Raw genomic sequence first — 16,445 nt, 5'->3', positions numbered from 1 at the left:
GCTTCCTGCCTGATTCTTTCGGCAGAACCATCCAAACGGTTTGACGAAGAATCCAATACCCGCTGTGCCTGCACCGCCAGCTGTTCGGCATTTTTCGCCCGCTTTTCCGTTTGTCCCGCCAAAGCGATGACATTATCTGCCAAACTGTCGATTTTCTGTTCCAATTCCATCCTTCCTCCTAACCGCGGCCCATCCGCATCACAGGCGCATCAACCTGCCGCGCCTGCTCTTCCGCCAAGCGCGCCATTTCCTGCTCGCGTTCCTGTGCAGCATAAACCTTGTCTGCGTTTTGCCGCAGACCGCGCCCGACATCAGAATCCAGCAGGCTGTCCAAAGCGGCATACCTTTTGTCATCGTCATCCGCCAGCAAGGCTGCAAAACCGTATTCGCGGAATTCTTCGGCAGAGGCGTTTTTGGCTAAGGGTTTGCTGATGTCAGGTTTGCCTGCGTCGGCATAGGCTTCCTTCCCTGCATCGGGACGCGTGCCGTCGTTCTGCATCAGGTGCAGCATCCTGCTGTCGAACAGGGATTTCGGCGGCGGTACGCTGTTGATAATTTCTTGGATTTTTTCCGCTTCTTCATCTTTTTGCCTATGCGGATAGTTGCTGAGGATACGGACTTTTTCTGCCGGCGGTACAGCGACGAAAGCGGCAAGCGAAACGGCGGCTTTACTTACCGCTACATCGCCTCGGTAATCCTGAATCATGTTTTTATTTGATTCGGCGAGTTGAAGTGCTTGGTTGAAATTGCGTTCGGAGAGGATGGAGTCTTTGCCGACGAAGTTGTCGGAAGAATGAACTTTGATAGAACGGGCCGCTACGCTGGCGGCTTTATAGGCACTGGTATTGCTTTGATTGTTGTAACCGGATTTTTGCAACAGCGCGATGTCGTCTTGTCCGGCCAATACGATGACCCTGCCGTAATGGTCGGAGGCGGCGGAAACCGTATCCGCAGCTTTGGCATAGTTGGTTACCGCGCTGCCGCCTTTAGGAACGCCGTGCATTCCGACCGCACCGTAGCCGTTGAAGGTTGCGCCTTCGTGCCCAAAACGGTGGGCTTGGATTTCGACATGTGCGCCGCCGAGGGAATGTCCGACGTGGGTGATTTTTGGGATGGGAATTCGAGGATCGTTTCGATGTATATCATTAGCTAACTTTATCGCCTCACGGGTCAGCTTTTCCGCATCGGCAGTCTGAAGATTTGCCCAACTGGTTACCATCGCAAGGTCGATGATACCATCCGTAACGCTGGCCGTTCCTCGGTGGGCAACGACAATTTCATTGGTTCGGACATCTTGGTACACCGTGCCTTGGTAATCTGTTACAGGGTTGTTGCGGACGGCCAAGACTTTGTAATCGTTGCCTTCAATGGTAATTTTTTTATTGCCTTTGGTTACTGTACGGGTATTGTAGGCATCTGTGGCAAGGTCAGCCTGTTGTTGTCTAGTAATTTTGCTCATAATTAAATTTCCTCAAGGGTTACGGTTATGGTAAACATTTCTTTATGTTCTTCGGCACTATACAATTCAGGAGAGGTAATGCCGAAATTGACAAAATCCGGAGAAATAGAACCATCTTCCCGTGTAAAATAAGGATATGACCATTTCCAATAATAATTAGTCAGTGTCTTTTTCTCTAATAAATGTTTCATTATATCGCTGAAATTAAACTCTGTTTCTTCAGGACTTCCTGTTGCTTTTAGCGAAAAACCGAAGCCTTCAGGCTGCCAGTGACAGACTCCTTCCCCAAAGTAATCTTCATCCAATAATGCGTCTGCATAAACCACAGTTTCATATTCAAACTCCCCAAGCTGGCGGATATCGGTCTGTAAGTTCTTTTCAGGTTTTGCAGGGGCTCCTTCGATTTTATTGATGATGTACGTACAATTTTCGGCTTTATAGCCAACCCCAAATTTACCTATCAGTTTTAACGGCCCTGGCGCATCGTTGATTTTGATTCTGAGGCGGTATGCCTGCTTAGGATGGGGGTTTAGCTGGAATCTTGCTTCGGTTTGTTCCTGAATACTCATGCTTTTCTCCGAACCGCCGCAGGCATTCAGGCTGAGGACTGAAAATACGGCGGCGGTCATTAATGCGGTCATCGGTTTCATCGGGTTTCCCTTCTTGGGACGGTAAAAGGCCGTCTGAAAATCTGTTTTCAGACGGCCTCAATTATAGCGGAAGTGATGTATAAGCGAATTTGTTGACAGATTAACGGTAAAACCTCGGATGGCAAGGTATTGCAAACATCTACGACAAAGTTGGCCTGCTGTTGTTGGGTAATGCTGCTCATGGTTTGATTTCCTCAAGGGTTACGGTAATGTTAAATAAACTTTGCCGTTGTTCATCGGTGTAAATATCCAGTTTATCAGGACTAACACCAAAGTCTGTCATTGTATTACTCCTGTATATAGAGCCATCCTGATTTTTATAATAGGGATAGCCTCCTTTCCAATAATATTTAGTAAGTATTTTTTTTCCTATCAAATTATCTAAAGCATCTCCAAAATTAAATACGGTTTCATCCTGACTGCCTGTCGCAGTAAATCCTAAACCGAAACCTTCAGGTTTCCAATGACAGATACCTTCTCCAAAGTAATCCTCGTCTTGTACGGCATCTGCATAAATAATGGCTTCATACTCGAATTCAGCCAATTTACGGGTTTCAGCTCGTACTTTTTTTTCAGGGTTTGCACTAGCCCCTTCGATATGATTGATGATATATGAACAATCCCTCGCTCCGTAGCCTACACTCATATTTCTCATCAACTTCAACGGTCCGGGCGCATCATTGATTTTGATTCTGAGGCGGTATGCCTGTTTGGGATGGGGATTCAACTGAAATCTTGCTTCGGTTTGTTCCTGAATACTCATGCTTTTCTCCGAGCCGCCGCAGGCATTCAGGCTGAGGACTGAAAATACGGCGGCGGTCATTAATGCGGTCATCGGTTTCATCGGTTTTCCCTTCTTGGGCTGGCAAAAGGCCGTCTGAAAACCATTCATCCCGTTTTCAGACGGCCTTTTTGCCGTTTTACTTCACTGCCGACTCAAATCAGAACAGGCCGTGGATCACGCCGTCTGCGTCTACGTCGATTTCCTCGGCGGCGGGGACTTTGGGCAGGCCGGGCATTTTCATCATGTTGCCGCACAGGGCGACGATGAAGCCTGCGCCGGCGGAAACGGTGATGCCGCGCACGGTGATGCGGAAGCCTTCGGGGCAGCCCAAGAGTTTGGCGTTGTCGCTCAGGGAATATTGGGTTTTCGCCATGCAGACGGGCATTTTGTCCAAGCCCAGTTTTTCCAGCGAGGCGATTTCGGCGGCGGCTTCCGCGCTGAAATCGACGTCTTCCGCGCCGTACACTTTTTGGGCGATGGCGCGGATTTTGTCTTTAATGCTCAACTCGACATCGTAGGCGAAGCGGAATTCATTGGGTTGGTTGTCGATGGCGTTGACGACTTTGCGCGCCAAATCTGCGCCGCCAGCGCCGCCTTTGCCCCACACTTCGGTCAGGGAAACTTCGACACCGTGTTCGGCGCAGGCTTTTTCAATCATGGCCAACTCGGCATCAGAGTCGGACACGAAGCGGTTGATGGCGACGACGACGGGCAGACCGAATACGTTTTTCAGGTTGGAAATGTGTTTCAGCAGGTTGGGCAGGCCTTTTGCCAAGGCTTCGAGGTTTTCTTCGCCGAGGTTGGCGCGTTCTACGCCGCCGTTGTATTTCAAGGCGCGGACGGTGGCGACGACGACGGCTGCGTCGGGTTTCAAACCGGCAAGGCGGCATTTGATGTCGCAGAATTTTTCCGCACCCAAATCCGCGCCGAAGCCTGCTTCGGTTACGGCGTAATCGGCAAGGTGTTTCGCCAGTCGGGTGGCGGTAACGGAGTTGCAGCCGTGGGCGATGTTGGCGAAGGGGCCGCCGTGTACGAAGGCGGGCGTGCCTTCGATGGTTTGCACCAAGTTGGGCTTGATGGCGTCTTTGAGCAATGCCGCCATCGCGCCGTGTGCTTTCAAATCTTTGGCGTAAACGGGGCTGCCGTCTTTGGCGTAGGCGACGAGGATGTTGCCCAAACGTTCTTTCAAATCGCTGATGTCTTTGGCAAGGCAGAATACCGCCATGACTTCGGAGGCGACGGTGATGTCGAAGCCGTCGGGACGAATCACGCCGTCAACAGGTTTGCCCATGCCGTCGATGATGTTGCGCAACTGGCGGTCGTTCATATCGACCACGCGCCGCCACAGCACGCGTTTGGGGTCGATGTTCAACTCGTTGCCTTGGTAGATGTGGTTGTCGAGCATGGCGGCGAGTAAATTATTCGCCGCGCCGATGGCGTGGAAGTCGCCGGTGAAGTGTAGGTTGATGTCTTCCATCGGCAAAACTTGGGCATAGCCGCCGCCCGCCGCGCCGCCTTTGACGCCGAACACAGGCCCCAAAGAAGGTTCGCGCAGGGCGATAACGGCATCTTTGCCGATGTGGCGCAACGCGTCCGCCAAACCGATGGTCACGGTGGTTTTGCCTTCGCCCGCCGGAGTCGGGTTGATGGCGGTAACCAAAATCAGACGGCCTTGTTTTTGCGGCAGTTTGAACGCTTCGGCAGGGTTGATCTTGGCTTTGTAATGGCCGTAGGGTTCGATATTGTCAACGTTCAAACCCAGCTTGGCGGCAATTTCGCCAATCGGACGCATGGTGGAAGATTGGGCGATTTCGGCATCGGTTTTGAAGCTCATGATTTTCCTTTACTGAATGGAGAAGAAAAAGAGGAGGGTCGTCTGAAAGCCCATCGGAAAGACAAACGCTGATGGATTCAAAAGAATTTTAGGCATATTATAGCGTTATCTGAGAATGAATCGCAGTGAAAAATTCGATAATTCAACAAAAATACGGTTCATATTGTTGACAATCCACAAGAGAAACGGACAAACATGGGCAGCAACGCATGGCTTTTCTGGGCATTGGCATCCGCAGGCTTCGCCTCGCTGACGGCGATTTTCGCCAAAATGGGTTTGCAGGGCATCGATTCGGATTTCGCCACCTTCATCCGCACGCTGGTCATCCTCGCCGCGCTGGTCTTGTTCCTGACCTATACCGGCAAATGGCAGGGCGTGAACGGCTTTACCGGCCGCAACTGGACGTTCCTGATTCTCTCCGGCCTCGCCACCGGCGCATCTTGGCTCGCCTACTTTAAAGCCCTGCAACTGGGCAACGCCTCGCAAGTCGCCCCCGTCGATAAATTCAGCCTGGTTTTGGTCGCGCTGATGGCGGTGGTCTTTCTGGACGAACGCCCCAGCACGCAGGAATGGGTAGGCTTGGGACTGGTTACGGCGGGCGTGCTGACGCTGGCTTTGAAACGGTAAGGCGAAATGGTAAAGGCCGTCTGAAAAATATTTTTCAGACGGCCTTTATGCACACGGCGGGGCAATCCCTAATCAATCGAGCAACGCATCCACAAACGCGCGCGCGTTAAACGGGCGCAAATCGTCTATGCCTTCGCCCACGCCGATGTAGCGGACGGGGACGGGGCGGTCGGAGGCAAGCGCGGCGAGGATGCCGCCTTTTGCCGTGCCGTCGAGTTTGGTCACAATCAGACCGGTCAGTCCTAACGCTTCGTCAAAGGCTTTGACTTGGTTGACGGCGTTTTGCCCGATGTTGGCATCGAGGACGACGATGATTTCGTGCGGCGCGTCGGGCATGGCTTTTTGCAGCACGCGCTTCACTTTTTTGATTTCTTCCATCAAATGAAGCTGCGTGGGCAGACGGCCGGCGGTGTCGGCAAGCACGATGTCGATGCCGCGCGCTTTGGCGGCTTGGACGGCATCGAAACAGACGGCGGCGGAATCGCCCGTGGTTTGCGAAATGACGGTTACGTTGTTGCGTTCGCCCCATGCCTGAAGCTGCTCGCGGGCGGCGGCGCGGAAGGTGTCGCCGGCGGCAAGCAGCACGGATTTGCCCTGCGCTTGGAAATATTTGGCGAGTTTGCCGATGGAGGTGGTTTTACCCGCGCCGTTGATGCCCGCCAGCATGATGACGAACGGCTCTTTCGTTTCGGGCAACACCAGCGGTTTTTCCAACGGCTTAATCAGGTCGTAAACCGCTTCCTTCAACGCGCCGCGCAACTCGTTGCCGTCTTTCAGCCCCTTGAGGCTGACGCGGTTGCGCACGTCCTTCATCAGGTATTCGGTGGCTTCCATGCCCATATCGCTGGTAATCAGCACGGTTTCCAGCTCTTCGTACAAATCTTCGTCGATTTGCCCGCCGCCGAACACCCCCGCCAGCGATTTGGCCATTTGGTTGCGCGATTTCGCCAAACCCTGCCGCAGACGCGCCGCCCAGCTTGGCCTGGCGGCTTCTTCCGCAGGCGCGGACGGTTCGGGTTCGGGTTCGGGTTCGGGTTCGGGTTCGGGTTCGGGTTCGGCGGCAGTTTCAGACGGCATCGCGTTATCTGCAAGCGTTTCAGAGCCAACCGCCTCTTCCGCCGCATTTTCAGACGGCCTCTCTTCCTGATCGGGCTGCCCTGCCGCCGCTTCTGCGGCCGCGGCTTCGTTCTGCCCCTGTTCGACAGGTTCGGGGGTTTCCTGTTTTTTCTTACGGCGGAAAAAACTGAACATGGCTGTTTTCCTTTTATTCTGAGAAACTTGAAAGGCTTTATTGTAACGTATTTTCCGTCGGTACAGGCCGTCTGAAAACCGTGCCGCCGTGCGGGTTTTCAGACGGCCTTTGCTATAATACCGCCCGATATCCACCTTTCCGATACGAGCCAGCCATGTCCTCATCCCAACCCACCATCGCCGCCATCGCCACCGCACCCGGACGCGGCGGCGTCGGCGTTATCCGTCTGTCCGGCAAAAACCTGCTGCCTTTGGCGCAAACCCTCAGCGGCGGCAAAACGCCCAAACCGCGTACCGCGCTTTACACCGACTTTCTCGGCGGCGACGGGCAGCCGATAGACAACGGCATCCTGCTCTACTTCGCCGCCCCCGCCAGCTTCACCGGTGAAGACGTGATTGAATTGCAGGGACACGGCGGCCCTGTGGTAATGGACATGCTGCTCGCACACTGCCTCGAACTGGGCGCGCGCATGGCGGAACCGGGCGAATTTACCAAACGCGCCTTCCTCAACAACAAGCTCGACCTTGCCCAAGCCGAAAGCGTCGCCGACCTCATCGACGCCTCCAGCAAGTCCGCCGCCCGCATGGCGTTGCGTTCGCTCAAAGGCGCGTTTTCCCAACACATACACGAGCTGGTGGACGACCTTATTACTTTGCGGATGTTGGTCGAAGCCACACTGGACTTCCCCGAAGAAGACATTGACTTTCTCGAAGCCGCCGACGCGCGCGGCAAGCTCCAAGCCCTGCAAGGCCGTCTGAAAACCGTGCTCGCCAGCGCGGAACAAGGCGCGATTTTGCGCGAAGGCATGAACGTCGTCCTCGTCGGCGCGCCCAACGTCGGCAAATCCAGCCTGCTCAACGCCTTGGCGGGCGACGACATCGCCATCGTAACCGACATCGCCGGTACCACCCGCGACACCGTGCGCGAACAAATCACCCTCGACGGCGTGCCCGTCCACATCATCGATACCGCCGGCCTGCGCGAAACCGACGATGTGGTCGAGCAAATCGGCATCGAGCGCAGCCGCAAAGCCGTCTCCGAAGCCGATGTCGCCCTGATTCTCATCGACCCGCGCGAAGGCGTGAACGCCAAAACCCAAGCCATTTTGAACAGCCTGCCCGAAGGTTTGAAAAAAATCGAAATCCACAACAAAGCCGATCTGACCGGCGAACCCGTCGCCGTCCGTTCAGGCGGCCTCGCGCAAACCGGCGCGGACACCATCATCAGCCTGTCCGCCAAAACCGGCGCGGGTCTCGACTTGCTCAAACACGCACTGTTGCAGGAAGTCGGCTGGCAGGGCGAAAGCGAAAGCCTGTTCCTCGCCCGCAGCCGCCACCTCAACGCCTTACATGAAGCCGAAGCCGAGCTGGAAAACGCCGCCCTCTGCGACAACAACCAAATCGAGCTTTTCGCCGAACACCTGCGCCTCGCCCAAAACGCGTGCAGCGAAATCACCGGCGAATTTACCGCCGACGATTTGCTGGGCGTGATTTTCTCGCGCTTCTGCATCGGCAAATAAGCGCGTCCGGTGTTCGGCTCCGCCGGATTATTCTGTATAATGCGGGCTTTGTTTATCCGGCTGATTCGTTTGGACAAATGCTGCGGCAGTCCGGCAATGCGGCCGACCCGATTGATTGAAGGAACACACCATGCTGACCCCGCAACAGGTAAAAAGCCTGATTGAAAACGTCGCCGAATGCGAACATGTCGAAGTCGAAGGCGACGGACACCACTTTTTCGCCGTCATCGTCTCATCCGCGTTCGAAGGCAAAGCCCGCCTCGCCCGCCACCGCCTGATTAAAGACGGCTTAAAAACCCACCTGCAAAGCAACGAGTTGCACGCCCTGTCGATTTCCGTGGCGGCCACGCCGGCAGAATGGGCGGCAAAACAATAACCCCGTGCGCCGGAACCCGTGTTACTGCGGCGCAACAACACCGGAGGCCGTCTGAAACCTTTTCAGACGGCCTCCTGACCGTTTCAACGCGCCGCAGCTGATTTTCCCGCTGTTCGGCGATACAATCCCCGTTACCGATACCCATCCCCCGCATCCCCATGAGAACCCCGCCGCTCAAACCGCTCATCATCACTTCGCTGCCCGTGTTCGCCAGCGTGTCCGCCGCCGCCGCGCTGGTGTGGTACTTCGACGCGCCCAAGCTGGCCATGCCCTTCGTACTGGGCATCATCGCCGGCGGCCTGGTCGATTTGGACAACCGGCTGACAGGCCGTCTGAAAAACATCATCGTTACCGTGATTTTGTTTTCGCTCGCCTCGCTGCTGACGCAGATGACGCTGGGCACGGGGCTGCCGTTTATCCTGACGATGACGGCGATGACGTTCTGTTTCACGCTGCTGGGCGCCATCGGGCTGCGCTACCGCACCTTCGCCTTCGGCGCGCTGGCGGTGGCGACCTATACCACGCTGACCTACACGCCAGAAACGTTCTGGCTGACCAATCCGGTGATGATTCTGTTCGGCACGCTGCTTTACAGCACCTGCACCTTGTTTTTCCACATTATTTTCCCGCACCGGCCGGTACAGGAAAGCGTGGCGGCCGCCTATGAGTCGCTGGGCGGCTATTTCGACGCCAAAGCCGACTTTTTCGACCCCGACGAGGCGGAGTGGCTGGGCAACCGCCAAATCGATCTGGCGATGCGCAACGCGGGCGTGATTGCCGCGTTCAACCAATGCCGCGCCGCGCTGTTTTACCGGATGCGCGGCCAGCACCGCCACCCACGCACGGCGCGTATGCTGCGCTATTACTTCGTGGTGCAGGACATCCACGAGCGCGCCAGTTCGGCGCACGTCGACTATAGCGAACTGGCCGACCGCCTGAAAAACACCGACCTGATTTTCCGCATCCGCCGCCTGCTCGAAATGCAGGGGCAGGCCTGCCGCAATGTAGCCGAAAGCCTGCGCAGCGGCCGGCCCTACCGTTACAGCAAACGGCTGGCGCGCGCGATGGAGGGCTGCCGCCAGTCGCTGGAGGTGTATGCAGCACAGCACAGCGGCAGCGATGTGCATAACCTGCGCCAACTGCTCAACAATCTCGGCAGCGTCGACCACCAACTCAGACACCTCGCCAACAACGACAGCGCCACCGCGCTGGAAGGCGAATCCGACGCAACCCGCATCGCCAACCCTGAAAACAACGGCCTGAAAAACGTCTGGCAGACCATACGCAGCCAGCTCAATCTGGAATCGCCCGTGTTCCGCCACGCCGTGCGCCTGTCGATTCTGGTCGCCGCTGCCTGCACCATCGTCGGCGTGTTCCGGCTCACGCTGGGTTACTGGATTCTGCTGACCGCGATATTCGTCTGCCAGCCCAACTATTCCGCCACCAAAAGCCGCGTTTACCAGCGTATCGCCGGCACCGTGCTGGGCGTGGTGGTCGGCTCGCTCGTCCCCTATTTCACCCCGTCGGTGGAAACCAAACTGTGGATAGTCATCGCCTGCACCACCCTGTTTTTCATGTCCCGTTCCTATAAATACAGCTTTTCCACCTTCTTCATCACCATACAGGCACTGACCAGCTTTTCACTGGCGGGGCTGGACGTATACAGCGCCATGCCGATACGCATCATCGACACCGTCATCGGCGCCGTGCTGGCATGGGCCGCCGTGTCCTACCTCTGGCCCGACTGGCGCTACCTCACGCTGGACCGCACCTCGGCGCAGGCTGTGCAGAGCAACGGCGCCTACCTGCGCGCCATTCTCGACCAGCTTAAAAACGGCAGTGCGGACGATGTCGGCTACCGCACTATCCGCCGCCGCGCCTATGAAAGCACCGCCGCCCTCAGCAGCACCCTTTCCGATATGAGCGGCAATCCGGAAAAATACGGCAGCCGCCTGCAAGACGGCTTCACCCTGCTGAAAACCGGCTACGCGCTTACCGGCAACATCTCCGCCCTCGGCGCATACCGCAGCCAGATGGCGCAGGACTGCGGCGACAGTTTCGCCGAAGGCTTCTACCGTGCCGCCTACCAAACCGCCGACCTGCTCGAACACATGCCGCAAGCCGACGAACCCGCTTTTCAGACGGCCTTATCCGACATCCGCGCCGGCCTGGAAGCCCTGCGCGGCCAAATTCCCGACAACCGCCAAAGCTATGTCCTGTGGCAGCAGTTGAGCCTGATAGTCCGCCAGCTCGCGCCCTGCCATCAGGCGCTGGCGCGCCTGAAACGCCCAACCGCATCGGCAACGGCTAGCACTGCAAAGGCCGTCTGAAAGCGGACGGCCCCGCCTACCGTATGCCCCGCGTTTGTTATAAAATCCACCCGACACTCATCCGGAGCCGAACCATGACCGCCGAAAACCAACGCAACGTCGATGACGACGAAATCGCCAAATTCAGCCAAATCGCCGACAAATGGTGGGACAAAAACGGCGAATTCAAACCGCTGCACGACATCAACCCGCTGCGGCTGAACTATATCGACCGCCTAGCGCCGCTGGCGGGGAAACGTGTTTTAGACGTCGGCTGCGGCGGCGGCATTTTGTCCGAAAGCATGGCCAAGCGCGGCGCGGCGCACGTTACCGGCATCGATATGGCCGAAAAATCGCTGCAAACGGCGCAAACCCATGCCGCCGCGCAGAAGGTCGGCAACATCGCTTACCGCTGCGTGCGCGTGGAAGACCTCGCCGCCGAAGCCCCGCACAGTTTCGATGTCGTAACCTGCATGGAAATGATGGAGCACGTCCCCGACCCCGCCGCCATCGTCAAAGCCTGCGCAAAATTGGTCAAACCGGACGGCACGGTATTTTTCTCAACCATCAACCGCAATCCGAAATCTTATCTGCACCTGATTGTCGGCGCCGAATATGTGCTGAACTTCGTTCCGAAAGGCACGCATGACTGGCATAAATTCATCACGCCGGCGGAACTGGCACGGATGTGCCGTCAGGCCGGACTGGACGTTGCCGACACCAAAGGGCTGAAATACAATCTGCTGACCCGTCAGTTTTCGCTCGACAGCCGTACCGACGTCAACTATATGATTGCCTGCCGTCCCGCCTGATTCAACCTCCGAAATAACAAAGGCCGTCTGAAAACATTGTTTTCAGACGGCCTTGATGCTTTTCTCCGCCGTTATAATCCGTCAGCGTCCCATTTCGTTCTGAATCGCCCGGATATTGGCTTCTCGGTCGCGTATGGCCTGCGTCAAACGGGTGATTTTGGCCTGGTCGCCCTTTTTGGTCGCCACGTTCAACTGAGCCTTGGCCCGCACCAAGGCGGTTTGCTCGTTGCGGATTTCGTTTTGCAGAATCTGCTTGCGGGTGAGCTGCACTTTGGGTTTGGGCATGATAATCGGCGCAGGGACGATTTTCGCGCGGCGGTTCAACTCGTCCGCCTTGGCCTTGGCGGACTTCTCGTCCAGCATCGTCCCATCCCTCAATCTGATATCCAATCTCGGATTGGCCGCATCGGAAGTATTTGTAACGCTTCTCGCCCCCGAAGAAGGCAATATTTTAATATCATCGACTTCGGAAGCCACCGCACCCAGCCTTTCTTGCAGATTCACGATTTCGGGAACCGCCGATGCCGCCACTTCGGCGGGAACGTCGGCAGAGCCTTCCATTTTTGAAACGGAGCAGTTTTTACCTTGTTTCTTCTGGGTAAAAACAGCATGATCGTCCACTTCGCAGATAAAGATTTCCGCCTGCGCGGCCAGTACGGCGCTGCATAGGCCCAGCGCCAAAAGCAATCGGGGAAAAATCGGTTTCATCTCGGATGTTTGTGCAATAAATTGGTTTATGGGCAAGCATTATACTACCCGATTCGGTTACAAACCAACCGCAGGGGCGCGGAAAGTGCCGGGGATTTCAGACGGCCAGCGGCCGTCCAACGGGGCGCAGATGGAAAACGCCCCGCCGCGGTATTCAAATTCCAACCGCCACGCATGGAGGAACAACCTTTCCGCCGGCGTGCCGCCGTAAAGGGTATCGCCGAGAATCGGGCTGCCCAGGCTTTTCATGGCAACCCGCAGCTGGTGGGTTTTGCCGGTTTGCGGCTGCAATACGAACAGCCGCAGATTCGGGGCGATACTTTGGCTGTGAAACCGCGTTACCGCCGGATTGGCGCCGTCGCCGCGCGTCAGCTTCCATGCGCCGCGGCGCGATTTTTCCATCCCGCCCTTGACCAGCCCCTGTTTTTTCGCCGGCCTGCGGTCGCTGAGAGCCAGATAGGTTTTCCGCATGGTTTTGGCGGCAAACTGCTGCGCCAATTCAGATGCCGCCTGAGCGTTCAAAGCAAGCAGCAGCACACCGCTGGTCGGCTTGTCCAAACGGTGCGTCAGCCAAAGGCGGGGAACGTTTAACCGCGCCGCCGCCATTGCCAGCAGGTTGTCCGCCCCCTCTTCCTGATGTACGGCGATACCGGCCGGTTTGCTGACGGCGGCGAAATCCTGATTGCGGAACAATATTTCCAACATGTCCGGACGGCCTCAACGGAAAACCAAACCGCCGCCCAGCAAGGTCAGCACGCCTAAAGCGCAGAATACCACGCAGGCCGCCAGGCGCACTTTTTTGGCCGGAATCTTCTTCGTCAGCATTTCGCCCAGATAAACTACGGGCACGTTGGCCGCCATCATGCCGATAACGCTGCCGGTTACCACCATAAACAGCTCTTGGTATTTGGCCGCCAGCAATACGGTGGCAATCTGCGTTTTATCGCCGATTTCCGCCATGAAAAACAGGATGACCGTCGCACTGAACGCTCCGTATTTCAGCCAGCGGCTGCCGGGGTCTTCGTCTTTGTCCGGCAGCAGCAGCCACAGTCCGACCGCGATAAAGCTGATACCGACCGCCCATTTCGCCACGTCGGGCGACAATTCCTGCGCCAACCACACGCCGAACACGGCCGATACAAGGTGATTGAGCAAGGTGGCGATGAAAATGCCCGCCACGATGGCGTTTTTCTGTGCGAACCGTGCCGCAAGGAAGAGGGAAAGAAGTTGGGTCTTGTCGCCGATTTCGGCGGCGGCAACACTTAATGTTGAAGAAAGGAATGCTTCCATAAGATACTCAAAACCGTAAGTGGGCAAAACAAAAAGCACCGCAAATGCGGCCCACGCGCGTTTACGCTGCTCTACGTCTTGCCTGTCTGCGCTTTGAGCGGCAGATGCTGCTGCCATGCCTCGGCAATTATGTTGACAACAGCTCCGGCAGGCTGAAGCCGCCGGATGGCTACTCCCGTGAGAGTTGGCGCATTATAGCTTTTATCGGTAAACAAAACAAACGGCAGGCCGTCTGAAAATTTGAGAAACCCTTTCAGACGGCCTGCCTTTGCCCCTGCCTATTCCGCTTCCTCTGCCCGCACTACAACCATGCGCGACAATCCTTGGGCGAATCCTTTGCTGTACCGGCGCGGGATATATCCGCTTATCTTTCCGTTGTTCACCGTGGTACGGTATTCGCACACGAGCCGCTCTTCCGGCAGGGTCCTGATATCGGCGGACGGTGTCAGCAGCGGGGCAATCCTGCTGTATAGCTTCCATACGACTTCGCTGCCGTCAGGCAAATCGTAATCAGCCTGAAAATGCGAATTGCCTTCGTCGCAGCCGATATGGTTGTAGCGGTAATCGGTCATGAGGCCGTCTGAAAACGGTTTCGCATCGAGGAAACCGAAAATGCGGTCGTGTGCAAAAAGGCTTTGGCGCGCATAAGCCCAAATGTGTTCACGCAGGAAAAACTGGTCGGCAAAATGCTTCGATACCAACGGCTGTTGCAGATACGTTCGGATTTTCCCCTTCATATCCGGCACGACTCCCGCCGCCATCCCCCATAAACCGGCCAGAATCAGCTCGGTATGGGTTTCCGCATCGCGCATGGTGTGAAACAGCTTGCCGCTTGCCATCCATTCTTTGACCGCTTCCGCTTCACGATGGGAAATCACCGAGTCGGCATCGCGGAATATCACCCAAGACGCCTCAGCGTCATCTGCCGCCAAAAAACGCCACATCGTTCCCGGCCATTGCGCTTCTTCCGCATCCACCCTGACAATTTCCGCGCCGTTGCTTTTCAGACGGCCTATCGCAGTGTCGGGAACACTGTCATCCACATAGAAACGGCACGTCCACTCCGGATAAATGTCTTTAGCGGTTTCCGCATTCAATACGGCTGGCTCGATATAAGCGGAACTACCGCCGAACAAGGAAAAAGAGATGATTTTTTTGCCGTCCGGCTTGAATGTCGGAAGAGAAAGCGGCGGACGGGGCCGTGCGGCGATTTTCCCGTCCCGCAGTTGCAGCGCTTGCAAGCCGTAAATACGCACGTTCTCCCAATCATCCTTACCGCCATAGGCATGGGAAAGTGCATCCAACGAATTGATATGCTTAGGATCACGTTGCAATGCCTTTTTTGCATAGATGATGGCATCGTCCCACAGACCGCCTTTGACGGCAGCGGTAGCGGCGTCGCTCAACGGCACGACCGATGCGGGAATAAGTTTATGCGCCCTCATTGCATCCGCAGCCGCCTGCGCATAATTTTCAGCCGCCATGTGCCGCCGGAAAGACGCCGATATAGAGTCGAGCTGCATTTGGATTTTTTGCAGCTTGGGAGTAAGTGTTTTTTTCATAATGTAATGTTTCAGACGGCCTCACCATATAACAACATAGATGAGGCCGTCTGAATTTTTTAGTGAATCAGAATAATGTATTATACTCTGTGCCTATTGGCTTTTGCCAATAATTCAAGCACTTCTTCCGTGGTATCCCAACCGATACAAGCATCGGTAATGCTTTGTCCGTAAACTTCGGGCTTATCCTGACGCCCTTCGACCAAGTGGCTTTCCACCATCACACCCATAATGTCGTTTTCACCGGCTGCCAACTGAGCCGCAATATCTTGCGCCACCTCTTTCTGCCGACGGAAATCTTTGCGGCTGTTTGCATGACTGCAATCCACCATCATCTTGGTCGGCATACCCGCTTTGGCCAGTTCCTGCGCCGCAGCCCTGACATGCTCACTATCGTAATTCGGTTCTTTACCGCCGCGAAGAATAACATGACAGTCAGCATTACCGGCAGTATGTACAATCGCCGAATGACCGGTTTTGGTTACCGATAGGAAATGATGCGGATGTCCTGCCGCCCCAATGGCATCAATCGCGATTTTCAAATTACCGTCCGTTCCGTTTTTGAATCCGACGGGGCAGGACAAGCCGCTGGCAAGCTCACGATGTACCTGGCTTTCTGTCGTTCGTGCACCAATCGCTCCCCAAGAAATCAAATCGGCGTAATACTGTGGCGTAATCATGTCCAAAAATTCAGTTGATGCAGGCATTCCCATATCGTTCAAAGCCAACAGCAACTTTCTCGCCTGATGCAGGCCAAAATTAATATCAAACGTACCGTTAATATGCGGATCGTTAATCAACCCTTTCCAACCGACTGTCGTACGCGGTTTTTCAAAATAAACACGCATCACGATTAATAGCTCTTGCTCATATTTTTTGCGAAGCGGCAAAAGTTTTTTGGCATATTCCAATGCCGCTTCAGGATCATGAATAGAACAAGGACCAATAATGACCAACAGGCGGTTGTCTTTCCCGTGTATCAAATCAGCAATTTCATGGCGGGTCCGGTGCACCAATCCCGAAGCAGCCTCCGAAATCGGTAAATTATAAAGATGGGCAATCGGCGGCAGCAGTTCTTTTACTTCTTTGATTTTCACATCATCAGTTTGATAGAGATAGTTCATAACAGAGTCTTCTTGTACTTTCTACAGATAAGTCGACATAGAGTACATTTTTTCTCTGCAACAAACAAGCGGCCATAGTCAAGAGTTGTTTCTGACTTGGCAGTTTTGCGAAGCCGAAGCGCGCCGTAGGCCGGTTCCC

At 55.4% G+C, this 16,445-nt stretch carries 16 protein-coding genes; 5 read left to right on the top strand and 11 right to left on the bottom strand.

The window, feature by feature from the left end; all coding sequences use genetic code 11:
• Positions 1 to 178: 178 nt before the first annotated feature.
• The 5 genes from ACI43T_RS11720 to ACI43T_RS11700 form a co-directional block, all read right to left on the bottom strand.
• On the bottom strand, positions 179 to 1,459 hold the full coding sequence (locus tag ACI43T_RS11720) for an alpha/beta hydrolase family protein (RefSeq protein ID WP_405387266.1): 1,281 nt from the start codon (positions 1,457 to 1,459) through the stop codon (positions 179 to 181).
• A gap of 2 nt (positions 1,460 to 1,461) precedes the next feature.
• A complete protein-coding gene (locus ACI43T_RS11715) occupies positions 1,462 to 2,109 on the bottom strand; it encodes a hypothetical protein (RefSeq protein ID WP_405387264.1) in 648 nt (215 codons plus the stop codon).
• A 47-nt stretch (positions 2,110 to 2,156) separates the two neighbouring features.
• The gene (locus ACI43T_RS11710; RefSeq protein ID WP_405387262.1) at positions 2,157 to 2,291 is read right to left on the bottom strand and encodes a hypothetical protein; all 135 of its coding nucleotides are present in this window, start codon (positions 2,289 to 2,291) and stop codon (positions 2,157 to 2,159) included.
• Positions 2,288 to 2,953 carry a hypothetical protein gene (locus ACI43T_RS11705; RefSeq protein WP_377080695.1) on the bottom strand — a complete coding sequence of 222 codons (666 nt, stop codon included), beginning with the start codon at positions 2,951 to 2,953 and terminating at the stop codon, positions 2,288 to 2,290. The genes ACI43T_RS11710 and ACI43T_RS11705 overlap by 4 nt, the downstream gene beginning before the upstream one ends.
• A 97-nt stretch (positions 2,954 to 3,050) precedes the next feature.
• The gene (locus ACI43T_RS11700; RefSeq protein ID WP_405387260.1) at positions 3,051 to 4,727 is read right to left on the bottom strand and encodes a formate--tetrahydrofolate ligase; all 1,677 of its coding nucleotides are present in this window, start codon (positions 4,725 to 4,727) and stop codon (positions 3,051 to 3,053) included.
• A gap of 195 nt (positions 4,728 to 4,922) precedes the next feature.
• On the opposite strand from ACI43T_RS11700, the gene ACI43T_RS11695 reads away from it, so the two are divergent.
• Entirely contained in the window at positions 4,923 to 5,354 is a 432-nt protein-coding gene (locus ACI43T_RS11695) for an EamA family transporter (RefSeq protein ID WP_003776540.1), read from the top strand.
• A gap of 72 nt (positions 5,355 to 5,426) precedes the next feature.
• Here the strand turns inward: ACI43T_RS11695 and ftsY are convergent, their stop codons facing one another.
• A complete protein-coding gene (gene ftsY / locus ACI43T_RS11690) occupies positions 5,427 to 6,605 on the bottom strand; it encodes a signal recognition particle-docking protein FtsY (protein WP_405387257.1) in 1,179 nt (392 codons plus the stop codon).
• Between the two features lie 155 nt (positions 6,606 to 6,760).
• On the opposite strand from ftsY, the gene mnmE reads away from it, so the two are divergent.
• The 4 genes from mnmE to ubiG all read left to right on the top strand — a co-directional run bounded on the left by mnmE (position 6,761) and on the right by ubiG (position 11,622).
• A complete protein-coding gene (gene mnmE / locus ACI43T_RS11685) occupies positions 6,761 to 8,125 on the top strand; it encodes a tRNA uridine-5-carboxymethylaminomethyl(34) synthesis GTPase MnmE (protein ID WP_405387255.1) in 1,365 nt (454 codons plus the stop codon).
• 130 nt (positions 8,126 to 8,255) lie between these two features.
• Complete coding sequence (locus ACI43T_RS11680) at positions 8,256 to 8,501, top strand: BolA family protein (protein WP_293278201.1); 246 nt, start codon at positions 8,256 to 8,258, stop codon at positions 8,499 to 8,501.
• Between the two features lie 158 nt (positions 8,502 to 8,659).
• Positions 8,660 to 10,831 (top strand): YccS family putative transporter, encoded by a 2,172-nt coding sequence (yccS, locus tag ACI43T_RS11675; RefSeq protein WP_377081454.1) that lies wholly within the window; start codon positions 8,660 to 8,662, stop codon positions 10,829 to 10,831.
• 74 nt (positions 10,832 to 10,905) lie between these two features.
• A complete protein-coding gene (ubiG, locus tag ACI43T_RS11670) occupies positions 10,906 to 11,622 on the top strand; it encodes a bifunctional 2-polyprenyl-6-hydroxyphenol methylase/3-demethylubiquinol 3-O-methyltransferase UbiG (protein WP_293278199.1) in 717 nt (238 codons plus the stop codon).
• 81 nt (positions 11,623 to 11,703) lie between these two features.
• On the opposite strand, the gene ACI43T_RS11665 is transcribed toward ubiG, so the two are convergent.
• From ACI43T_RS11665 to aroG, 5 genes are all read right to left on the bottom strand, one after another.
• On the bottom strand, positions 11,704 to 12,330 hold the full coding sequence (locus ACI43T_RS11665; protein ID WP_377081450.1) for a hypothetical protein: 627 nt from the start codon (positions 12,328 to 12,330) through the stop codon (positions 11,704 to 11,706).
• 57 nt (positions 12,331 to 12,387) lie between these two features.
• Positions 12,388 to 13,035, bottom strand: coding sequence for a TIGR01621 family pseudouridine synthase (locus tag ACI43T_RS11660; protein WP_377081448.1), 648 nt, complete (start codon positions 13,033 to 13,035; stop codon positions 12,388 to 12,390).
• Positions 13,036 to 13,047: 12 nt separating this feature from the next.
• Entirely contained in the window at positions 13,048 to 13,620 is a 573-nt protein-coding gene (locus ACI43T_RS11655) for a TMEM165/GDT1 family protein (RefSeq protein WP_009174459.1), read from the bottom strand.
• A gap of 278 nt (positions 13,621 to 13,898) precedes the next feature.
• Positions 13,899 to 15,182, bottom strand: a complete 1,284-nt coding sequence (locus tag ACI43T_RS11650; RefSeq protein ID WP_377081445.1) for a hypothetical protein — start codon at positions 15,180 to 15,182, stop codon at positions 13,899 to 13,901.
• Between the two features lie 80 nt (positions 15,183 to 15,262).
• Positions 15,263 to 16,306, bottom strand: a complete 1,044-nt coding sequence (gene aroG, locus ACI43T_RS11645) for a 3-deoxy-7-phosphoheptulonate synthase AroG (protein ID WP_377081442.1) — start codon at positions 16,304 to 16,306, stop codon at positions 15,263 to 15,265.
• Positions 16,307 to 16,445: the final 139 nt, after the last annotated feature.

Origin of the sequence: Neisseria oralis, from assembly GCF_045062685.1 — a bacterium.
Classification (GTDB): Bacteria; Pseudomonadota; Gammaproteobacteria; order Burkholderiales; family Neisseriaceae; genus Neisseria; species Neisseria oralis.
Note: the sequence above shows the minus strand (reverse complement) of the source record. Positions and strands in the feature narration are given on the sequence as shown.

Excerpts from the sequence above, each read along its gene's own strand:
- ACI43T_RS11695 (WP_003776540.1), top strand. The coding sequence starts at position 4,923 with ATGGGCAGCAACGCATGGCTTTTCTGGGCATTGGCATCCGCAGGCTTC.
- ACI43T_RS11660 (WP_377081448.1), bottom strand. The coding sequence starts at position 13,035 with ATGTTGGAAATATTGTTCCGCAATCAGGATTTCGCCGCCGTCAGCAAA.
- ACI43T_RS11720 (WP_405387266.1), bottom strand. The coding sequence starts at position 1,459 with ATGAGCAAAATTACTAGACAACAACAGGCTGACCTTGCCACAGATGCC.
- ACI43T_RS11715 (WP_405387264.1), bottom strand. The coding sequence starts at position 2,109 with ATGAAACCGATGACCGCATTAATGACCGCCGCCGTATTTTCAGTCCTC.
- aroG (WP_377081442.1), bottom strand. The coding sequence starts at position 16,306 with ATGAACTATCTCTATCAAACTGATGATGTGAAAATCAAAGAAGTAAAA.
- ACI43T_RS11655 (WP_009174459.1), bottom strand. The coding sequence starts at position 13,620 with ATGGAAGCATTCCTTTCTTCAACATTAAGTGTTGCCGCCGCCGAAATC.
- ACI43T_RS11665 (WP_377081450.1), bottom strand. The coding sequence starts at position 12,330 with ATGAAACCGATTTTTCCCCGATTGCTTTTGGCGCTGGGCCTATGCAGC.
- ACI43T_RS11680 (WP_293278201.1), top strand. The coding sequence starts at position 8,256 with ATGCTGACCCCGCAACAGGTAAAAAGCCTGATTGAAAACGTCGCCGAA.
- ACI43T_RS11700 (WP_405387260.1), bottom strand. The coding sequence starts at position 4,727 with ATGAGCTTCAAAACCGATGCCGAAATCGCCCAATCTTCCACCATGCGT.
- ubiG (WP_293278199.1), top strand. The coding sequence starts at position 10,906 with ATGACCGCCGAAAACCAACGCAACGTCGATGACGACGAAATCGCCAAA.
- mnmE (WP_405387255.1), top strand. The coding sequence starts at position 6,761 with ATGTCCTCATCCCAACCCACCATCGCCGCCATCGCCACCGCACCCGGA.
- yccS (WP_377081454.1), top strand. The coding sequence starts at position 8,660 with ATGAGAACCCCGCCGCTCAAACCGCTCATCATCACTTCGCTGCCCGTG.
- ACI43T_RS11710 (WP_405387262.1), bottom strand. The coding sequence starts at position 2,291 with ATGAGCAGCATTACCCAACAACAGCAGGCCAACTTTGTCGTAGATGTT.
- ftsY (WP_405387257.1), bottom strand. The coding sequence starts at position 6,605 with ATGTTCAGTTTTTTCCGCCGTAAGAAAAAACAGGAAACCCCCGAACCT.
- ACI43T_RS11650 (WP_377081445.1), bottom strand. The coding sequence starts at position 15,182 with ATGAAAAAAACACTTACTCCCAAGCTGCAAAAAATCCAAATGCAGCTC.
- ACI43T_RS11705 (WP_377080695.1), bottom strand. The coding sequence starts at position 2,953 with ATGAAACCGATGACCGCATTAATGACCGCCGCCGTATTTTCAGTCCTC.